13 protein-coding genes, 2 tRNA genes and 1 riboswitch are annotated in these 18,034 nt (G+C 70.7%); of the genes, 10 read left to right on the top strand and 5 right to left on the bottom strand.

Annotated features, from left to right (window positions below):
* Nucleotides 1-60 precede the first annotated feature (60 nt).
* Entirely contained in the window at nucleotides 61-1,617 is a 1,557-nt protein-coding gene (locus tag ACGFSB_RS08045) for a metallophosphoesterase (RefSeq protein ID WP_393395900.1), read from the bottom strand.
* Between the two features lie 58 nt (nucleotides 1,618-1,675).
* Between ACGFSB_RS08045 and ACGFSB_RS08040 the strand changes: the two genes are divergently transcribed.
* The 10 genes from ACGFSB_RS08040 (at nucleotide 1,676) to ACGFSB_RS07995 (ending at nucleotide 12,643) form a co-directional block, all read left to right on the top strand.
* Nucleotides 1,676-2,026 (top strand): metallopeptidase family protein, encoded by a 351-nt coding sequence (locus ACGFSB_RS08040; protein WP_393395897.1) that lies wholly within the window; start codon nucleotides 1,676-1,678, stop codon nucleotides 2,024-2,026.
* A gap of 89 nt (nucleotides 2,027-2,115) precedes the next feature.
* Entirely contained in the window at nucleotides 2,116-2,679 is a 564-nt protein-coding gene (locus ACGFSB_RS08035) for a hypothetical protein (RefSeq protein WP_393395895.1), read from the top strand.
* 321 nt (nucleotides 2,680-3,000) lie between these two features.
* The gene (locus ACGFSB_RS08030) at nucleotides 3,001-5,349 is read left to right on the top strand and encodes a DEAD/DEAH box helicase (RefSeq protein ID WP_393395893.1); all 2,349 of its coding nucleotides are present in this window, start codon (nucleotides 3,001-3,003) and stop codon (nucleotides 5,347-5,349) included.
* 112 nt (nucleotides 5,350-5,461) lie between these two features.
* Nucleotides 5,462-6,997, top strand: a complete 1,536-nt coding sequence (locus ACGFSB_RS08025) for an amino acid permease (RefSeq protein ID WP_393395890.1) — start codon at nucleotides 5,462-5,464, stop codon at nucleotides 6,995-6,997.
* Nucleotides 6,998-7,131: 134 nt separating this feature from the next.
* Nucleotides 7,132-7,207 (top strand) — tRNA-Lys (locus tag ACGFSB_RS08020).
* Between the two features lie 144 nt (nucleotides 7,208-7,351).
* Nucleotides 7,352-8,584 carry an alginate lyase family protein gene (locus ACGFSB_RS08015; protein WP_393395887.1) on the top strand — a complete coding sequence of 411 codons (1,233 nt, stop codon included), beginning with the start codon at nucleotides 7,352-7,354 and terminating at the stop codon, nucleotides 8,582-8,584.
* Between the two features lie 54 nt (nucleotides 8,585-8,638).
* Nucleotides 8,639-8,712, top strand: a tRNA-Met gene (locus tag ACGFSB_RS08010).
* Nucleotides 8,713-8,858: 146 nt separating this feature from the next.
* Nucleotides 8,859-10,088: a PP2C family protein-serine/threonine phosphatase gene (locus ACGFSB_RS08005; protein ID WP_393395883.1), complete on the top strand. Its 1,230-nt coding sequence runs from the start codon at nucleotides 8,859-8,861 to the stop codon at nucleotides 10,086-10,088.
* A 221-nt stretch (nucleotides 10,089-10,309) separates the two neighbouring features.
* Nucleotides 10,310-10,457: riboswitch (cyclic di-AMP (ydaO/yuaA leader) on the top strand.
* A gap of 11 nt (nucleotides 10,458-10,468) precedes the next feature.
* Nucleotides 10,469-11,557, top strand: coding sequence for a M23 family metallopeptidase (locus tag ACGFSB_RS08000; protein WP_393395880.1), 1,089 nt, complete (start codon nucleotides 10,469-10,471; stop codon nucleotides 11,555-11,557).
* 141 nt (nucleotides 11,558-11,698) lie between these two features.
* Nucleotides 11,699-12,643 carry an aldo/keto reductase gene (locus ACGFSB_RS07995; protein WP_393395877.1) on the top strand — a complete coding sequence of 315 codons (945 nt, stop codon included), beginning with the start codon at nucleotides 11,699-11,701 and terminating at the stop codon, nucleotides 12,641-12,643.
* Nucleotides 12,644-12,647: 4 nt separating this feature from the next.
* Here ACGFSB_RS07995 and ACGFSB_RS07990 read toward each other — a convergent pair whose 3' ends face one another.
* From ACGFSB_RS07990 to ACGFSB_RS07975, 4 genes are all read right to left on the bottom strand, one after another.
* Nucleotides 12,648-14,018 carry a PrsW family intramembrane metalloprotease gene (locus ACGFSB_RS07990; RefSeq protein ID WP_393396998.1) on the bottom strand — a complete coding sequence of 457 codons (1,371 nt, stop codon included), beginning with the start codon at nucleotides 14,016-14,018 and terminating at the stop codon, nucleotides 12,648-12,650.
* 73 nt (nucleotides 14,019-14,091) lie between these two features.
* A complete protein-coding gene (gene trmB / locus ACGFSB_RS07985; protein ID WP_393395874.1) occupies nucleotides 14,092-14,907 on the bottom strand; it encodes a tRNA (guanosine(46)-N7)-methyltransferase TrmB in 816 nt (271 codons plus the stop codon).
* A gap of 113 nt (nucleotides 14,908-15,020) precedes the next feature.
* Nucleotides 15,021-16,223: an L-2-hydroxyglutarate oxidase gene (gene lhgO / locus ACGFSB_RS07980; protein WP_393395872.1), complete on the bottom strand. Its 1,203-nt coding sequence runs from the start codon at nucleotides 16,221-16,223 to the stop codon at nucleotides 15,021-15,023.
* A 184-nt stretch (nucleotides 16,224-16,407) separates the two neighbouring features.
* Nucleotides 16,408-17,865 carry an MFS transporter gene (locus ACGFSB_RS07975; protein WP_393395869.1) on the bottom strand — a complete coding sequence of 486 codons (1,458 nt, stop codon included), beginning with the start codon at nucleotides 17,863-17,865 and terminating at the stop codon, nucleotides 16,408-16,410.
* Nucleotides 17,866-18,034: the final 169 nt, after the last annotated feature.

Genomic DNA, 18,034 nt, shown 5'->3' with positions numbered 1-18,034 from the left:
CTTGCGGCGCGTCGGGGACGTGAGAAGCATATGGGATGCGGGGAGCTATCGCCAAAACGGTTATCGGGGGGTCGGGGGGCCGGTGCCCGGAGAGCGGTCAGGAGGGGGCGGCGACGGGGTCGCCCCGGGCTGGTTCTCCTTCGGGAGATGGCGGCTGACCTCGGCCTTCGTCAGGCCCAAGCCGCCCAGTTTGATCTCGTCCCACGCCTGGAGGCGCCGCGTGTCCCGGTCCAGGTAGAGGACCGATGCCTCGACCGGGTCCGGATACTTCCCCTCCACCGCACGCAGCCCGCTGCCGCCCGTCGAGCCCTCGATGCGAAGCCGCGTCCCGAGGTCCATGACCTCCATCTCCTGGTGGTGGACATGGCCCGCAAGGGCGAGCGGCACCTCGCCGTCCGTCTCGCGCGCGGCATCGGGGTTGTGCGCGATGGCGATGTCGACCGGAGTGCCTGCCGCCTGCTGGTCGCGCAGCGCGGAGGCGAGGCGGATGCCCGCCATCTCTTCGGCAGGCTTGCCCTCCGCCGCCACCGCGCGGTCCGGGGTGTACTGCGGATCGCCCGTCCCGGCGAACCGCAGGCCCGCGACCGACACCGCCTTGCCGTCGTCCAGGACGTGGACGTTCTTCATGCGCTGGAGATACCGCTGAGTGGTCGCCGAGTCGTGGTTGCCCCGGACCCAGATGTAGGGGGCGTCCAGGTCCTCGATCGGGTCCAGGAAGCCGTTCTCCGCCGCGCTGCCGTGATCCATCGTGTCGCCGGAATCGACGATGACGTTGATGTCGTACTGCTCGACGAGAGAAGAGATGATCTTCCAGCTCGCCGGGTTCAGGTGGATGTCCGAGACGTGCAGGACACGGATGGTGGACGGGTCCGGCTGGTACGCGGGGAGCGTCGATGTCACGTCGTAGAGCTTCGTCACGTTGGTGACCAGGCGCGCCAACTCCCGCTGGTAGACGTCGAATTCGCTCACGATGCTGCGAGCGTTGCCGACGACCGACGGGGCGCTGCTGAGCAGGCCCGAGAACTTCGGTTCCAGGACCGATTTCGGGTTCCACGTCGCGTACGCCGCCGCGCCTGATGCCGCTAGCAGCGCCAAGGCCAGGCCGCCCGCCGCCAGGGCTCTGCGCGGGCGGCGGTAGACCGCGAGGCCCAGTGCCGTGGCGCCCGCGACGACCGCCGCGCAGGAGCGTACGGCCAGGTCGAGCGTGCCGTGCTCGACGTCCCTGGCCACCTCGTCCTGGAGGCCGGCGATCCGCTCGGGGTGGTCGACCAGGGCCTGGGAGCGGACCGGGTCCAGGCGGTCCACGTTCACGTCCAGGCGGATGGGTGCGGTGTGCGAGCGCAGTTCCAGGGCTCCCAGCGGGGAGACGTCGATCTTCGTGCCGCCGGTGAGCGACGGGCGCAGCGTCATGCGCGTGTCCATCGGCCCCACCGGCGCGTGCACGCTGCCGATGATCAGCAGGCCCAGCCAGGCGCCCAGGAGGACCACCGCTACCAGGCCCGCGGCACGTCCGTACGGATGCGGAGGGCTGATGAGTTCGCCGACCGGATGCGGGTGTCGGGATCGGTAGTGGCGTACGAGAGCGGCGGGCACACGAAAGTCGCGAAGCCGGGCCATTGGGGCCGTATGCCCATGGGGCCGGGTTGCTATGCGGGCGGTGGCCGACAATGGGGGTGTGCTGGAGATGACGCGGGAAGAGTTCGAGGAACTGGTCGCCGAGGCGCTCGACCGGATTCCCCCCGAGTTGACGCGGTTGATGGACAACGTGGCGGTGTTCGTGGAGGACGAACCGGCCGCCGAGGATCCGGAGCTGCTCGGGCTCTACGAGGGGACTCCACTGACCGACAGGGGTGAGTGGTACGCGGGGGTGCTGCCCGACCGGATCACCATCTACCGGGGGCCGACTCTGCGTATGTGCGAGTCGCGGGCGGATGTGGTCACGGAGACCGAGATCACCGTCGTGCACGAGGTCGCACACCACTTCGGGATCGACGACGAGCGCCTGCACGCCCTGGGATACGGCTGACGGTCCGGTGCCGCGGTCCGTGTCCTCTTGCGGGGCAAGGGAGTTGGGTAGGACGTCCCCGCTTCTCAGCGCCTCGGAGGTGCTCGGCCGTGCGCCAGTTGTACGTTCCTGTCCGATGGGCCGCGGCAGCCGTCGCCGTCATGGCGACCGCGGGCTGCATGAGCATCGGCGACGACGGGGGCGGTGAACCGGGCCCCGCCCGGTCCTCCGGCGGGCACAGCGCGGCGGCCGCCCCGGACGGCGGGAACGTCACGCCGGGTGCCGGCTCGGGCGGCGGTGCTGCCGATCGCGGCGACGCGAAGGGCGGCAAGCACGGCAAGAAGGGCAAGAGCGGTAAAGGCAAGGGCAAGGGTGGTTCCGGTGCGGCCGGGGGCGATGCCGACCAGGCCTCGGCGTCCGCATCACGCGGCGGCGACGACCCCGCCCCGCCGACCAAGGACGGGCGCCCTTCGCCCACGCGGGACAAGCCGGACCCGCCGCGCCCCACGCCGACCCCCGACCCTCCGAAGCCGACCCCCACGCCGACTCCGCCGGAGCCCACGCCGGAGCCCTCGTCCTCGGCGCACGAGCCCCCGCAGCAGGACGCACAGCTGGGGGAGCGGTCGAAGGAGCTCGGGTCGCGGGAGCCCTCACCGGAGGCGGGGCCTGCCTAGTCGTGGCTGGGCGGGGGGCGAGGTAGTGGCTGGGCGAGGGTCGAGCCGGCGCTTCAGCCCTGTCCGAAACCCGCTTCCTCGCAGGTGAGCCAAGCTGTGAGGGGTGGAATCCAAGGTGCCCCGGACAGTGTGGTTTGCCTTCTGGGGGGTTGGGTGCGTATGGTGGTAGATCGTTTGATCCCATTTGCCCGGCGCCGAAAAAGAAGAGCGCCGCGTGGCGCGTACTCTCCCCAGCCGTGGCTGACCGCATAGAGGCGGTCCATTGCGAAATCACGGAGTTGACGGGCGCGTGCCGAGACTCCGGAAGGTTTCGCATTTCGCATGTCCATTTCTCATTCTGACCACGCCGTCCTGCCCGAGAACGAGACGACCGACGAGCTGACGGTCGAGGCGGCCGAGGCCGTTGTCGAGACCGCAGAGATCGTCGAAAGCGTCGAGATCGTCGAGGCCGCCGACGTCGTGGAGGCCGCCGAGCAGGTCGTCGCCGAGGCCGATGAGGCCAAGACCGAGGCTGACGCCGAGGTCGAGGTCGAAGAGGCCGAAGAGGCCGCTCCGACCGGCCCCACCTTCGGTGACCTCGGTCTGCCCGAGGCCATCGTCCGCAAGCTCGCCCAGAACGGCGTGACCGCGCCCTTCCCGATCCAGGCCGCGACCATCCCGGACGCCCTGGCCGGCAAGGACATCCTCGGCCGCGGCCGCACCGGCTCCGGCAAGACTCTCTCCTTCGGTCTGCCGATGCTCACGACGCTGGCGTCCGAGGGCCGCACCGAGAAGAAGAAGCCCCGCGGCGTCATCCTGACCCCGACGCGTGAGCTCGCGATGCAGGTCGCGGACGCGCTTCAGCCGTACGGCGACGTGCTCGGCCTGAAGATGAAGGTCGTCTGCGGCGGTACGTCGATGGGCAACCAGATCTACGCGCTCGAGCGCGGCGTCGACATCCTCGTCGCCACCCCGGGCCGACTGCGCGACATCATCAGCCGTGGCGCCTGCTCGCTCGAGAACACCCAGATCGCGGTGCTCGACGAGGCCGACCAGATGTCCGACCTGGGCTTCCTGCCCGAGGTCACGGAGCTGCTCGACCAGGTCCCGTCCGGCGGCCAGCGGATGCTCTTCTCCGCCACGATGGAGAACGAGATCTCCACGCTGGTCAAGCGCTACCTGACCAACCCGGTCACGCACGAGGTCGACGCCGCCCAGGGCGCCGTCACGACCATGACGCACCACATCCTCATCGTGAAGCCCCGCGACAAGGCGCCCGTCACGGCCGCCATCGCCGCACGCAAGGGCCGCACGATCATCTTCGTCCGCACCCAGCTGGGCGCCGACCGCATCGCCGAGCAGCTCTGCGAGTCCGGCGTGAAGGCCGACGCGCTGCACGGTGGCATGACGCAGGGTGCCCGCACCCGCGTCCTCGAGGACTTCAAGAAGGGCTACGTCAACGCGCTCGTCGCGACCGACGTCGCCGCCCGAGGCATTCACGTCGACGGCATCGACCTGGTCCTGAACGTGGACCCGGCCGGTGACCACAAGGACTACCTGCACCGTTCGGGCCGTACCGCTCGCGCGGGCCGCTCCGGCACGGTCGTGTCCCTCTCGCTGCCGCACCAGCGCCGCCAGATCTTCCGCCTGATGGAGGACGCGGGCGTCGACGCCTCGCGTCACATCATCAACGGCGGCGGCACCTTCGAGCCGGAGGTCGCCGAGATCACCGGCGCCCGTTCGATGACCGAGGTGCAGGCCGACTCCGCAGGCAACGCGGCGACCCAGGCCGAGCGTGAGGTCAAGGACCTCACCAAGGAGCTGGAGCGCGCCACGCGTCGCGCCACGGAGCTGCGCGAGGAGGCCGCGCGCCTCACCGCGCGTGCCGCCCGTGAGCGTGGCGACGACCCGGAGACGGCGGTGGCCGAGGCCGCCGCTGCCGCCGAGGCCGTCGTCGAGGCCGCTGCCTCCGTCCCGGCGCAGCCCGAGGCTGCCCGCGAGGAGCGCCGTCCGCAGCGCGACGACCGCGGCAACTACGAGCGTGAGCGTCGTGACGACCGTGGTGGCCGTTCCTTCGAGCGTCGTGACGACAACCGTGGCGGTGGCTCCGGCTTCCGCGGCGGCGACCGTCGCGAGGGTGGCCAGGGTGGCGGCTTCAACCGCGACCGTGGCAACGACCGTGGTGGCCGTTCCTTCGAGCGTCGTGACGACAACCGTGGCGGTGGCTCCGGCTTCCGCGGCGGCGACCGCCGTGAGGGTGGTCAGGGTGGCGGCTTCAACCGTGACCGCAACGACCGTGGTGGCTCCGGCTTCCGTCGTGACGACCGTCCGTCGGGCGGCGACCGTGGTGGCTTCCGCGGCGGCGACCGCCGTGAGGGTGGTCAGGGCGGCGGCTTCAACCGCGACCGCAACGACCGTCCCTCGGGCGGCGACCGTGGTGGCTTCCGCGGCGGCGACCGCCGTGAGGGTGGCCAGAGCAGCGGCTCCGGCTTCCGCCGTGACGACCGTCCCTCGGGCGGCCACCGTGGCAGCGACCGTCCGTTCAACCGCGACCGTCGTGACGACCGTCCCTCGGGTGGTGCCCGCTCCGGCGGCCACGACCGCCCGGCGTTCAACCGCGACCGCTCCGGCACGGGCACCGGCTCCTTCGGCCGCCGTGACGACAAGCCGCGCTGGAAGCGCAACGGCTGAGCGCCTCTGAGTAACTGAACTACGGCAGCGGGCCCGTCCCTTCGGGGGCGGGCCCGCTGCCGTATGCCAAACGTGACGTGTGTCATGTCCCTGCCGTGGGCAACGCTCGTGCATGAAACCACCACCCGTGCCCACGACCGGCTCCGACGAGGAGCGCCTCGCCCAGCTCGGCTACACCCAGGTCCTGGCCCGCCGCATGTCCGCGTTCTCGAACTACGCGGTCTCCTTCACGATCATCTCGGTCCTGTCCGGCTGCCTCACCATGTACCTGTTCGGCATGAACACCGGCGGCCCCGCCCTGATCACCTGGGGCTGGATCGGCGTCGGCCTGATGACGCTCTTCGTCGGCCTCGCGATGGCCGAGATCTGCTCCGCCTACCCGACGTCCGCCGGGCTCTACTTCTGGGCACACCGCCTCGCGCCGCCCCGTACGGCGGCGGCCTGGGCGTGGTTCACGGGCTGGTTCAACGTGCTCGGCCAGGTCGCGGTCACCGCGGGGATCGACTTCGGCGCGGCGTCGTTCCTGGGCGCGTACCTGAACCTGCAGTTCGACTTCGCCGTCACCGAGGAGCGCACGATCCTCCTCTTCGCCGCGATCCTCGTACTGCACGGCCTGCTCAACACCTTCGGCGTGCGCATCGTCGGCCTGCTCAACAGCGTGAGCGTCTGGTGGCACGTCATCGGGGTCGCCGTCATCGTCGGCGCCCTTGCCTTCTCGCCGGACTCGCACCAGTCGGCGTCCTTCGTCTTCACCGAGTTCGTGAACAACACGGGCTGGGGCAGCGGGCTCTACGTGGCCCTCATCGGCCTGCTGATGGCCCAGTACACCTTCACCGGCTACGACGCCTCCGCACACATGACGGAGGAGACGCACGACGCGTCGACGGCCGGGCCCAAGGGCATCGTCCGCTCCATCTGGACATCCTGGATAGCGGGCTTCGTGCTGCTTCTGGGCTTCACCTTCGCCATCCAGTCGTACGACGGCGCCCGCGAGTCGGCGACGGGGGCACCGCCCGCCCAGATCCTCCTGGACGCACTCGGCGCGACCACGGGCAAGCTGCTCCTGCTTGTCGTCATCGGCGCGCAGCTCTTCTGCGGCATGGCGTCCGTGACCGCCAACTCCCGCATGATCTACGCCTTCTCGCGGGACGGAGCACTGCCGTTCTCGCACATCTGGCACTCGGTCAACCCGCGTACGCGCACACCCGTAGCCGCGGTCTGGCTCGCGGCCCTCGGCGCGCTCGTCCTCGGCCTGCCCTACCTGATCAACGTCACCGCGTACGCGGCGGTGACATCGATCGCCGTCATCGGCCTCTACATCGCGTACGTCATCCCGACCCTGCTCCGGCTGCGCAAGGGCGAGCAATTCGAGCGCGGGCCCTGGCACTTGGGCCGCTGGTCACGCCCGATCGGCATCGTCGCGGTGGCCTGGGTCGGCGTGATCACGGTCCTGTTCATGCTGCCGCAGGTCTCGCCGGTCACCTGGGAGACCTTCAACTACGCCCCGATCGCGGTACTCGCCGTCCTCGGCTTCGCCGCGACCTGGTGGCTGGTATCGGCCAGGCACTGGTTCCTCAACCCGGACCACGAGCGCACGGCGGCCCGCGACGCGGCCCGGCGCGGGGCACCCGACCCGGCCGATCCCTGACCGGCCCCGCGGTCGCCGACGGTCGCCCGAGGCCCGCCAGCGGCCCGTCGCGGAACGCGCGACGGGCCAAGGAGGCAATACCCGATCGGACTGCCGGGCCTCTCCCGCTATGCTCGGGGGGTGCCTCGGCACGAGGACCGTTAGCTCAATTGGCAGAGCAGTGGACTTTTAATCCATTGGTTGTGGGTTCGAGTCCCACACGGTCTACCACTCAGGCCCAGGTCAGGCAGCTTCTGACCTGGGCCTGTGGCGTTCCCCCGGTCTGCCGGTCGCCCGAACGGACCCGCCTCGCCTGCGCCCTCGCGGTCCGCGAGCGACGCTGGGCCTGCCAGGTGGTCGATCCGGAGGTGCAGCATGGGTTCCGTCCGCTCCGTACGTTTCGTACGACGGGCTCTCGTGATGATGCTCGGGCCCCTCCTCGTCGGCGTCTGTGCGGCCTGCGGCGGGTCCGGGAGCGGCTCGGCAGAGGGGGCGACCGAGCGGGCGCGGCCCACCGGTCAGGCCTTCGAGCATCCCGGAGTGCTCGTCAGCAAGGGGCAGCTGGCGCGGGTGCGCGCACATGTCGCGGCTCGTGAACAGCCTTGGCTGAAGGCGTTCGAGCAGATGCGGGGCAGTAAGTACGCGGCCCTGGACTACCAGGCCAAGCCGTACGCCGTCGTCGAGTGCCCGCCCGACACCCGTCCGGGCCACGGCTGCGTCGAAGAGCGCGAGGACGCCATCGCCGCGTACACCCAGGCTCTGCTCTGGAACATCACCGGCGACCGTGCGCACGCCAAGAAGGCCGTGCAGATCATGGACGCCTGGTCGGGCGTGATCACCAAGCACACGGAGGCCAACGCGGGCCTCCAGACGGCCTGGGCCGCCTCCTCGTGGGCGCGTGCGGCCGAAGCCGTGCGCTATACCTACGACGGCTGGAGTGACGGCGAGCTGCTGCGTTTCGAGCGGATGCTGCGTACCGCCTATCTGCCCCAAGTCCTCAACGGGTCAGCCGACTTCAACGGCAACTGGGACCTGGTGATGGCCGACGCGACCATGGGCATGGCGGTCTTCCTCGACGACCACGAGGACTTCGAGAAGGCGGTGACGCACTTCAGGACCCGGGTGCCCGCCTACTTCTACCTGAAGTCGGACGGGCCGCTGCCGGTCTCGCCGAAGGGCAGCGGCATCAACACCGCGGCGGAGCTCCAGAAGTACTGGTTCGGGCAGAAGACCTTCGCCGACGGCCTCTCCCAGGAGTCCTGCCGTAACTTCAAGCACGCCAGCTACTCCCTCGCCGCCACCGCGCACATCGCCGAGACCGCCTGGCACCAGGGCGTCGATCTGTACGGCGAGGTCAAGGACCGGCTGCGGGCCGCTTTCGAGTTCCACTCCAAGTACCAGCTGGGCGCGCGGGCGCCGGGCTGGCTGTGCGGCGGCAAGGTGCAGCGCGACATGGGGCCCGACACCGAGGTCGGCCTCAACCACCTGCGGGACCGGCTGAAGCTGGATCTGCCGGAGACGGCGAAATACACGGAGGAGCGGCGGCCCGAGGGGACGGACGATCTGTTCGTGGCCTGGGAGACGCTGACGCACGCCGAGAACACCTGAGCCTTGAGCTGGTTCGCTTCACTCCCTCTGATGGCGTAGAGTTGCATTCAACGGCGCGGGGTGGAGCAGCTCGGTAGCTCGCTGGGCTCATAACCCAGAGGTCGCAGGTTCAAATCCTGTCCCCGCTACTAAAGGCCGAAGGCCCGGATCCAGTAATGGATCCGGGCCTTCGGTGTTTTCCGCGTGAGCGCCGCTTCGGGGCGCGGTTCAACCCGATCGGCCCACACCGGTCGCCCCGCGCCCCCGCGCCGGGAACCCTGGACGAGGCGTGGTCATGGATCTGGTCCTGGCCGCGGAACGCGGCAGGAGAAGACCGGTGGGGCAGCGAGGAGGAAGCGGCAGGGGCCTGCGCAAGGTGCCCCGCACGGATTCCGACGTCAGGCATGAGCGGGCGTTCGTGCGGACCCTTCCTCTGCTGCTCCTCGTCGTCGGGATCGTCTACGACCTCGTGACCCCGGCCGCGTTCACCGCCGCGCCCTTCTTCACCGCCGCCCCGCTGGTCGCCGCCCCCTTCTACTCGCTGATCAGCACCGCCCTCACCGGCGTCGGCTCCTGCGCCGCTGTGCTCGGCCTGCACTTCAGGACCAGCACCACGACCGATGTCGAAGCCGTCACCGAACTGATCACGGTGGCGACCGTGGCCGTGCTCGCCGTCCTCATCAACCGCGTCGTATCCCGCAGCGACGAACAGCTCGCCTCCGCACGCTCCATCGCCGAGGCCGCCCAACGCGCCGTACTGCCGCAGCCGGACCCCCGGATCGGCGGGCTCGACGTCGCGGCGCGCTACGAGGCCGCGGAGGCCGACGCGTTCATCGGGGGTGATCTGTACGCCGTGCAGGACACCTCGCACGGCGTACGCGTCATCGTCGGCGACGTACGCGGCAAGGGCATGAGCGCGGTGGCGGCCGTCGCCGTCGTCATCGGGGCGTTCCGGGAGGCCGCGGAGCAGGAGGCCACCCTGGAGGCGGTGGCGCAGCGCCTGGAGCGGGCGCTCGCGCGTGAGGGCACGCGCAGGGACGGTCTCGACGCCTTCGAAGGGTTCACCACCGCCGTCCTCGCGGAGATCCCGCACAGTGGCGGTCTCGTACGCCTCATCAATCGCGGGCACCCGGGGCCGCTGCTCCTGCGCGGCGACGGGCGGCTGTGCGTCCTGTCCGCCACCGAGCCCGCGCTGCCGCTCGGGATGGGCGAACTCGGCACCTGGCCGGACCGTGCGGACGAGACGGAGTTCCCGCCGGGGGCGATGCTGCTGCTCTTCACCGACGGGCTCTCCGAGGCGCGTGATCACCGGGGCGAGTTCTACGACCCGGCCGCCCGGCTCGGCGGCCGCATCTTCCCGGGACCCAACGGCCCGGACACCCTCCTCGCCACGCTCACCGAGGAAGTGTGGCTGCACACCGGGGGCGGGACGACGGACGACATGGCGCTGCTCGCGGTGCGGCGGCCGTCGGCGACGGGCACCTCACCGCGTCGCGTTCCGCCTGATGTCACTGGACGTGACTGAAGGACACCCCTCCGTCCGGCAACTGACGCACTGTCCAGGAAATGTGAAGCTCCGGTGTGTGAAGATCTGGGGTCAACTCGCCCCGTTCCAGCCCCCCGTGTCCCGTTAAGTGCAGGCCAAAGGCGTTAACGATCAGCCGGAACAGCTTGGATTCCGGCCCTGCTGTCTATTAACGTTCGATAACGCAGCGCGGTCGTCCCAGCCGTCACTCGAGTCGGCTCCGCGCGCACGCGCCTAATCCCGCAAGGGAGCCGGGGAACCACCTACATGGGGTGAATCGGGCAGCTGTGCATCCGTGCCGGCTGTTCGTAGGAGACCTTCCTGCTCCGAACCCGTCAGCTAACCCGGTAGGCGAGAAGGAAGGAAAGGAGTGCGCCCCAGTGGCGTCCAACCGCCCTGCCCCCCAAGGCGTGTACGTACCGAATGACGACGATTTCGGTGGGTACGACGAAACATCTTCCTGGGAGGAATGGAATCCCACCGAGGACTCCATCCGTCCCGTCCGCGGCAGGCACCGCGTCCACAAGCGGGGCGGTGGCGGGCTCGCCCGCAGCTCCACTGTTCTCGGCGTAGGCGTCATCGCCGCAGTCGGCGCGGGCGGCATCGCCACCGCGCAGGGCGGCAAGCCCCCGGTCTCCATCGAGATGCCGGACCTCTCGGCCGTCACGGACTCGCTCCCGGAGGCCAAGTCGCTGCCGGGCGTGGGGTCTTTGATATCCGACGACTCCGACGACTCCGGTTCCGCCGACAACGGCGTGCAGACCGCCGCCGCGCCCCTCTCCGCCGCCGGCGTCAGCACATCGGACGCCGAGCAGGGCACCACAGACGCGGGCGAGGCACTGCGGGCCCGCATCATGGAGCAGGCCGAGAACCAGCAGGACCAGGCGGACGACGCGGTCCAGCAGGCGAGCGAAGAAGCCGCCGTCAAGGAGGCTGCCGCACAGGCCGCCGCCAAGCAGACCGCGGCCGAGAAGAAGATCGCCGCGGAGAAGGCCGCCGCGAAGAAGAAGGCCGAGGCGGAGGCCAAGAGGAAGGCAGAGGCGGAGCGCCTCGCCAAGCTCGCGAAGAGCTACATCCTGCCCGTGGCCTCGTACACCGTCACCGGCACCTTCGGTCAGCCCGGCTCGATGTGGTCCTCCGGCTACCACACAGGCCTGGACTTCGCGGCCCCCACGGGTACGCCCATCAAGGCGATCCACTCCGGCACCATCAAGGAGGCCGGCTGGGCGGGGGCGTACGGCTACCGCACGGTCATGGAACTCGACGACGGCACCGAGCTGTGGTTCTGCCACCAGTCCTCGATGAGCGTCAGCGTCGGCCAGAAGGTCTCCACCGGCGACGTCATCGGCCGCGTAGGCGCGACCGGCAACGTGACCGGGGCGCACCTCCACCTGGAGGTCCACCCGGGCGGCGCCTCCACCGGGGTCGACCCGGCGGCGTGGCTGCGCGACAAGGGCAGGACGGTCTGACGTAACCCCGTACCCCGGCGGTCCTGGCGACAACCCCCCGACGTCAGGGCTGCCGGTTCGGCATGTCCGGGGCTCCTGCTCCTATGGATCCCAGGGATGCGTGTACGGAATGCTGCGCTCCGTAAGTACGTTGCCTCCCATATGACTTCTCTTCGCAAGCTTGGCTCGTCCGACCTCGAGGTCTTCCCGCTCGCACTCGGCGGCAACGTCTTCGGCTGGACGGCCGACGAGGCCCAGTCCTTCGCCGTGCTCGACGCCTACACCGCCGCGGGCGGCAACTTCATCGACACCGCCGATGTCTACTCGGCCTGGGTGCCCGGCAACAAGGGTGGCGAGTCCGAGACCGTCATTGGCGACTGGCTCACCGCGCGCGGCAACCGTTCCGACGTCGTGCTCGCCACGAAGGTCGGCGCCCACCCCGAATACAAGGGCCTGTCCGCCGGCACCATCAAGTCCGGTGCCGAGGAGTCGCTGCGCCGCCTGCGCACCGACTACATCGACCTCTTCTACACGCACTACGACGACCCGACCGTCCCCGTCGAGGAGATCATCGGCGCCCTCGACGAACTGGTGACGTCCGGCAAGGTGCGCGCCATCGCCGCGTCCAACGTGACCGCCGAGCGGCTCCAGGAGTTCCTCGACTTCTCCGACCGCGAGGGCCTCGCGCGTTATTCGGCGCTCCAGCCGCACTACAACCTCGTATCGCGTGACACGTACGAGGGTTCGCTGGAGCAGGTCGCATCCCGCTCCGGCCTGGCCGCCGTCCCGTACTACGCGCTCGCATCCGGTTTCCTGACCGGCAAGTACCGCCCGGGTGCGCAGGTCGAGAGCGCGCGGGCCGCAGGCGCGGGCAAGCACCTGGAGACACAGCGGGGCCTGCGGGTCCTCGCCGCCCTGGACGAGGTCGCCAAGAACCGGGACGCCGAGCTCGCGACCGTGGCCCTCGCATGGCTCGCGGCGCAGCCGACGGTGGCGGCGCCGCTCGCATCGGCCCGTACGGTCGAGCAGCTGCCCGCGCTGCTCGCGGTGGGGGAGCTGGAGCTGACGGACGCCGAGGTGTCGGCGCTCACGGCGGCTTCCGCCTAGGGCCCTAGCCCCTGTAGGGGTTGTAGGCGGGGTAGGGCATCGCGGGCTTGGCGTACGGATATCCGTAGGGGTGCTGCTGGTACTGCTGCTGGTACTGCGGCTGCGGATAGGGCTGTTGGTACTGCTGCTGATACAGCCGCGCGTACGGCTGCTGATACCCGTACGGCGGCGGCATCGGCACCAGCACCGGTGCCGTCGCGCGCGCCGCGTAGGCGAGGGCGGGCCGTGCCGCGTCGCGCCGCTCCCACAGCGCGTGCAGCAACTCCCGCTCCCGTACGACGAAGTCGGTGCCCGCCCGGCCGCGGCGCCCCCGGTGGCGCAGGAGCGCGAGTGCCGTCGCGTACGTCTCGTACTCCGCGACCGTGCGCGCCGCCGCCTTTCCCGCTGTGTACGAGGCGTAGTCGCGGGCCAGCGTGCGGGCCCGCATCGTGCCGAGCGCGAACGGCTCGGGCGCGGTGAGCCAGCCGGCGAGGGCGTAAGCGGGCAGCTCGGCCCGCACGATGCGCAGGCTGCGCTGCCTCGTCCAGATCACCAGCCAGGTGAGCAGGCCGAACGCGGGCAGCATGAAGAGCGCGTACACGACGAAGAAGCCGTACTCTCCGAGGTTCGCCGAGCCGTTCCACAGGGCGTGCAGGCCCATCGCGAGGAGCAGCCCGCCGAGCGGGAGCAGGACGCGGCGCACGTGCTGACGGTCGGTGCTGAGCGCGGCGATGCCGAAGCCGATGCCGGTGAGCACGGTGAAGAGCGGGTGGGCGAAGGGCGACATCACGACGCGTACGAAGAAGGTCGCCGCCGTCACGGACGCGAGCCCCGTCCCGCCGTTCAGCTGGTCGGTGCCGAAGGCGCTGCCGAGATAGAGGATGTTCTCGGTGAACGCGAAGCCGGTGGCGGTCACTCCCGCGATCACCACGCCGTCGACGATGCCGGTGAACTCGCGTCTGCGGAAGAGGAAGACGAGCAGGACGGCCGCGGCCTTGGCGCTCTCCTCGACGATCGGCGCTATGACGGTCGCGCCGAGGTTGTCGGCGCCGGTGGGGTCGGCGGTGGCGGTGGCTATCCAGCGGGTCGCGAAGCTGTTCGCGACGATCGCTATGAGGGCCGCGGCGCAGGCGCCCCAGGCGAAGGAGAAGAGCAGATTCCGCCAGGGGCCCGGCTGGACCCGTTGCAGCCAGCGGAAGGCGGCCACCAGAAGCGGCACGGGCAGCGTCGCGAGGCCGAGCCCGACCAGGAAGCCCTCGGTGCCGGTCTGTTCCCTGACCAGGGCGAGGATCACGAGGCCCGACAGGGCGAGCAGCGTGACCAGGGCCGCGACGCGTAGCGCACGCCGCTGCCACCAGCGCGGGTGCCGCAGCCCGGGGGGCCCTGCGGGGGGCATCGGGTGCGGGTGAGGAGAACGGGTGGCCACCCGTTGACCCTAACGAGGGACGGGGGTGGGCCGCGACGGTGTCTCAGGCCCCATGGCCGGATGTATCGGGGAGCGGACGACAGGACAGCCGGCGGAACAGCAGGTCATGCACCACATGCCCCTTGTCGAGCCCCTGGCCTTCGAACCGGGTGAGGGGACGGAAGGAGGGACGGGGCGCGTAGCCGCCGTCGGCCTGGGTGTTCTCGAAGGCGGGGTGCGCGGTGAGCACCTCGAGCATCTGCTCGGCGTACGGCTCCCAGTCGGTCGCGCAGTGCAGTACGGCGCCGGGCTTGAGGCGGGGGGCGGCGAGGTCGAGGAAGTCGGGCTGGATGATGCGGCGCTTGTGGTGGCGGGCCTTGGGCCAGGGGTCCGGGAAGTAGACCCGGAGCCCGTCGAGCGAGGCGGCCGGGAGCATTTCGCGGAGCAGGATGACGGCGTCGCCGTTCGCGACGCGGATGTTGGTGAGTGAGTTCCGCTCGGCCAGGCCGAGGAGATTCCCCTGGCCGGGGGTGTGCACGTCGACGGCGAGGATTCCCGTCTCCGGGTCGTCGGCGGCCATCTGCGCGGTGGCTTCGCCCATGCCGAACCCGATTTCGAGCACGACGGGGTTCTCGGTGCCGAACAGTTCGGCGAGGTCGAGGGTGCGCTGCCCGTCGATGTCGAGCCCCCACTTGGGCCACAGCCTCTGGAGCGCATCCGCTTGACCTGCGGTGACGCGGCTCCTGCGGGGCTGGAAACTCCGGATCCGCCGCTCGAAGTGGGACCCGGCGGGGTCGGGCGCGGGCCCGTCGGGGAACCGGGGTTCGCCCTTCGGGCGAGGGGGGCGGGGGCTGCTGGGGGTGGGGGAGGACTCAGACACAGTGCGGCGATTTTATCTCCGCTGAGGCGGAGCCCCAGTCTCGGGAAGGGGCGGGAAGGGTTGGGAAGGGTTGGGAAGGGTCGGGATCGGGGGAAGCCCCGCAGGGCCCGCCCCTACAGCAGCGCAAGCACCCGCCGAGCCACCGCCCTCCCAATAGGCAGCGAAGCCGTAGCCGCAGGCGAAGGCGCATTCAGCACATGCACAGCCCGCACCCCCTCCCGTATCAGGAAGTCATCGACCAGCGACCCGTCCCGCAGGACGGCCTGCGCCCGCACCCCCGCGGCCACCGGCACAAGATCATCCGAGCTCACCGCAGGCAGCAGCCTCCGGACCGCCGACGTGAACGCCCCCTTGGAGAAGGACCGGCGAAGCTCACCCGCCCCGTACCGCCAGTGCCGCCCGGCCATCCGCCAGGCCCCCGGCCACCCCAGCGTCCCCGCGAGCTCGCGAGGCCGCACCACGCCCCACCCGTACCCCTCGCGGGCCAGCGCGGGCACCGCGTTGGGTCCGACGTGGACCCCGCCCCCGATGCCCCGCGTCAGATGCACCCCCAGGAAGGGGAACGCCGGATCCGGCACCGGATACACCAGGCCCCGCACCATCTCGGGCCGCGCCAGGTCGAAGTACTCCCCACGGAAGGGCACGATCCGCATCCCGGGGTCGTCCCCGGCGAGCATCGCCACCTGGTCGCACTGCAATCCCGCACAGTTGACGAGGACCTTCCCCCGCACCACCGAACCGTCGGCCGTGCGGACGGCCACCCCGAGCGCCGGGCGCCGGTCGATGCGGACGACCTCCGCGCCGTACCGCACATCGGCCCCGGAGGCGTCCGCGAGCTGCTCCGCCACCGCCCCGTAATCACAGATCCCGGTGGTCCCGACCTGGATGGCGGCGAGGCCCCGCACCTCGGGTTCGTACTCGGTGATCTGGGCGGGGCCGAGCTCCCGCACCGGAATGCCGTTCTCCCGGCCGCGCTGGACGAGGGCGTGCAGGCGCGGCAGCTCGTCCCGCTCGGTGGCGACGATCAGCTTGCCGGTGACTTCGTGCGCGATGCCGTACTCCGCGCAGAACTTGATCATTTCGGCGCCGCCCCGCACCGCGTACCGAGCTTTCAGGGAATCGGGGCGGTAATAGATCCCGCTGTGGATCACCCCGCTGTTGCGTCCCGTCTGGTGCCGGGCGGGGCCCGGCTCCTTCTCCAGGACGGTGACCCGAGTCCCCGGCGCGGAACGCGTGAGGGCATACGCCGTCGACAGACCGACGATCCCGCCGCCGATCACCAGCACATCACAGTCGTACGCCAGAGTCCGGACCATCCCGCATCACCTCCCACCCCGATAGTGCACTGCGCCACTGACAACGCCCTCAAACCCGGCGAGGGCCGCAGGGTTACAGGGGGCGGAATTGCTGTTGCCGTTCCGGCGCCGCACAGAGCTGCCGTTCCGGCGCCGCACGGAGCCCCGCTGGACTACGCGGGGCGCCGCACGGAATCCCGTCGGACTACGCGGGGGCGACCAGCAGGGGCCGCGCCCTCTCCCGCAGCTCCACCACCCGTGGCTCGTCGCCGTACGGCTCGAGGCGGTGCAGCAGATCCTTCACGTACTCCGTCGTCCGCGCGGACGAGATGCGCCCGGCGACCTCAAGGGCGCGGGTGCCCTGCTCGCAGGCCGCGTCCAGGTTCCCCGACTCCAGCTCGGCGACGGCCGACACCACGAGCCGTAAGCCGTGCGAGCGCACGAACTCCTCCGTGGGACGGGACAGCGCCTGCTCGGTGAAGCGCCGCACCTGGCGGGGAGCCTTCAGGTCCCGGTAGCACTCGGCGGCGTCCGCCGCGAAGCGGTCGTATCCGTAGAAGCCGAGCCACGACGGGTCGTTGTCACCGTCCCGTGCACGCTCGAGCCACCCCTCGGCCGCCCGCAGCGCCGCACCCGCCGCCTGCGCGTCACTGGCGCGCGCGTGTGCGCGTGCCTCGACGAGGCAGAAGAAGCTCATCGTGCGTGCGGTGGCCAGACCGCGGTTGCGCTCCAGGGCCGCCTGCGCCAGGTCGACGCCCTCGTCGCCGAAACCGCGGTAGGTCGCCTGGAGGGACATGGAGGCGAGGACGTACCCCCCGAGGGGGACGTCCGCCGCCGCGCGGGCCAGGCGCAGGGCCTGGATGTAGTAGCGCTGCGCGGCCTCCTGCTGGCCCGTGTCGAAGGCCATCCACCCGGCCAGGCGCGTCAGTTCGGCCGACGCCCCGAAGAGCGAGCGGCCCACCTCGTCCGAGTACGAACCGAGCAGCAGGGGTGCGGCCTCGACCCGCAGGCACTCCGGGACCATCGACGAACGCCAGTCCCCACCCCCGTACTTGGAGTCCCAGCGCCGGGCGTCCTCGGCGGCCTCCCGCAGCTTCAGTACGTCGCTGTGGCCGACCTTCATCGGCTGCGCGCTGTTCGTGCTCTCATCGGCATGGCCCACTTCGCGGGGCACATCCAGGGGAACGTCACGGGCGACCGAGCTGTCGGCCGGGGTTATCAGCCAGCGCGAGGCCGGCGTCGCGTACGCGCTCACGGCGAAGGAGCCCGCGAGGGACTGCCAGATGCCGCCGCTGCCCGCACGCCTGCCCGCCAGATCGAGGCGGTAGAGCTCGGTCGCCGACTTCACCGCGGCGCCCACGTCGCGCGGGAAGGCGAGGCCCACCTCAGGCGCCGGATCGGCGTCCGCGAGCCCGATCTCGTGCAGCGGAACGGGGCGGCCGAGCTTCTGCCCGATGGCCGCGGCGATGAGGTGCGGGGCGGCGCCCTGCGGCACCATGCCCTTGGACACCCACCGGGCCACCGATGTCTTGTCGTACCGAAGCGTCAGCCCGCGTTGAGCGCCGAGGTCGTTGACCCGGCGCGCGAGCCCCGCATTGCTGATTCCCGCGAGGGCGAGAACGGTGCCGAGTTTTTCGTTCGGCCCGCGTTGCTCCCTGGACATGCGCCACCCCTCGACCACAGACGGCTGCCGTGCGGTGGCTTGACCGCGCGGCATTCGTGCTGCGTTCTCTCAGGGGCAGCGGCGTCCGCGACTACGACCGCCGTGGCTGGGAACTTCGACCGCAAGAGCATTTGGCCGAGCCCCCAGGAATATGCCTCCGCGAAAACAT

This window comes from Streptomyces sp. NPDC048441, assembly GCF_043200235.1.
In the GTDB taxonomy this organism is placed as follows: Bacteria; Actinomycetota; Actinomycetes; order Streptomycetales; family Streptomycetaceae; genus Streptomyces.
Note: the sequence above shows the minus strand (reverse complement) of the source record. Positions and strands in the feature narration are given on the sequence as shown.

Bases quoted from the DNA above. Each gene is read 5' to 3' on its own strand.
- ACGFSB_RS08045 (WP_393395900.1), bottom strand. From the start codon at position 1,617: ATGGCCCGGCTTCGCGACTTTCGTGTGCCCGCCGCTCTCGTACGCCAC.
- ACGFSB_RS08030 (WP_393395893.1), top strand. From the start codon at position 3,001: ATGTCCATTTCTCATTCTGACCACGCCGTCCTGCCCGAGAACGAGACG.
- ACGFSB_RS08025 (WP_393395890.1), top strand. From the start codon at position 5,462: ATGAAACCACCACCCGTGCCCACGACCGGCTCCGACGAGGAGCGCCTC.
- ACGFSB_RS08015 (WP_393395887.1), top strand. From the start codon at position 7,352: ATGGGTTCCGTCCGCTCCGTACGTTTCGTACGACGGGCTCTCGTGATG.
- ACGFSB_RS08005 (WP_393395883.1), top strand. From the start codon at position 8,859: ATGGATCTGGTCCTGGCCGCGGAACGCGGCAGGAGAAGACCGGTGGGG.
- ACGFSB_RS07995 (WP_393395877.1), top strand. From the start codon at position 11,699: ATGACTTCTCTTCGCAAGCTTGGCTCGTCCGACCTCGAGGTCTTCCCG.
- ACGFSB_RS07990 (WP_393396998.1), bottom strand. From the start codon at position 14,018: ATGCCCCCCGCAGGGCCCCCCGGGCTGCGGCACCCGCGCTGGTGGCAG.
- lhgO (WP_393395872.1), bottom strand. From the start codon at position 16,223: ATGGTCCGGACTCTGGCGTACGACTGTGATGTGCTGGTGATCGGCGGC.
- ACGFSB_RS07975 (WP_393395869.1), bottom strand. From the start codon at position 17,865: ATGTCCAGGGAGCAACGCGGGCCGAACGAAAAACTCGGCACCGTTCTC.